This window comes from Streptomyces sp. NPDC005483, assembly GCF_040606035.1.
In the GTDB taxonomy this organism is placed as follows: domain Bacteria; phylum Actinomycetota; class Actinomycetes; order Streptomycetales; family Streptomycetaceae; genus Streptomyces.
On the sequence record NZ_JBEXEA010000128.1, the window covers coordinates 1 to 1,196 of the forward strand.

Consider the following 1,196-nt stretch of genomic DNA (forward strand, 5'->3'; position numbering starts at 1 on the left):
GTACACCGAGGAGTTCAAGCGGGACGCGATCGCGCTCGTCGATTCCTCGGGCAAGACGGTCACCGCCGTTGCCCGGGAACTCGGCATCAGCTCCGAGTCCCTGCGCGGCTGGTACCGCAAGGCCAAGACGGACCGGGGCGAGGGCGAATCGGCCGAGTTGACCAGTGCCGAGCGCGAGGAGCTCAAGCGGCTGCGTAAGGAGAACCGCGAACAGCAGCAGACGATCGAGATCCTGAAAAAAGCGACCGCCTTCTTCGTGAAGGAGAACGACCGGTGAGCGAGTTGTGCCGGTTCATCCACGCGGAGAAGGCGAACTATCCGATCGTTCTGCTGTGCCGGGTCCTGCACGTGACCCGCTCCTCCTACTACGCCTGGCGCGAGAGCGAGGCCGCCCGCCGCGCCCGCCGGGTCGCCGACGACTCGCTCGCGCACGAGATCACCGTGCTGCACCTCGCCTCCCGGAAGACCTATGGTGTTCCGCGCATCCATGCCGAACTGCGGCGCCTGGGACGGCGGGTGAACCGAAAGCGCGTCGCCCGTGTGATGCGAGAGCGCGACATCCGGGGCGTCACCCGGCGGAAACACCGCTCGCTGACCCGGCCGGACAAGAAGGCGAAGCCGGCGCCGGACCTGATCGCCCGCGATTTTCACGCCGAGCGTCCCGGGATCAAACTGGTCGGCGACATCACCTACCTGCCGACGGCCGAGGGCTGGCTCTACCTCGCCTGCTGGCTGGACCTGGCCACCCGCGAGGTCGTCGGCTATGCCATGGCCGATCACCACCGCGCCGAACTCGTCGTGGATGCCTTGGACATGGCCCACGGCCGGGGGAACCTGGAGCTGGGCTGCGTGATCCACAGCGATCGCGGCAGCGAGTACACCTCGACTCAATTTCGAGGCCGCATACGGGAGTTGGGGCTGCGGCAGAGCTGCGGACGCACCGGATCATGTTTCGACAACGCAGCCGCGGAGAGTTTCTGGGCCCTGCTCAAGGAGGAAATCGGCACCCGGATCTGGCCCGACCGGGCCACCGCCCGCGCCCAGGTCTTCACCTTCATCGAGACCTTCTACAACCGCCGCCGCCTGCGCAAACACAAGATCTTCGGCTACCTCACCCCAGCCGAGACCAGGCAGCGGCAGCAACACGCCCTCGCGGCATAACCATCGAGTGTCCAGGATCACGGGGAAACTTCAGC

General features: G+C 66.6%; 2 protein-coding genes. Both read left to right on the forward strand.

Annotated elements, in window-relative coordinates; genetic code table 11:
• The coding region (locus ABZT06_RS50595; RefSeq protein ID WP_355756729.1) for a transposase at positions 1-277 on the forward strand (277 nt) is incomplete at its 5' end.
• A complete protein-coding gene (locus tag ABZT06_RS50600) occupies positions 274-1,161 on the forward strand; it encodes an IS3 family transposase (RefSeq protein ID WP_355756731.1) in 888 nt (295 codons plus the stop codon). The genes ABZT06_RS50595 and ABZT06_RS50600, both read left to right, overlap by 4 nt.
• Positions 1,162-1,196 lie beyond the last annotated feature (35 nt).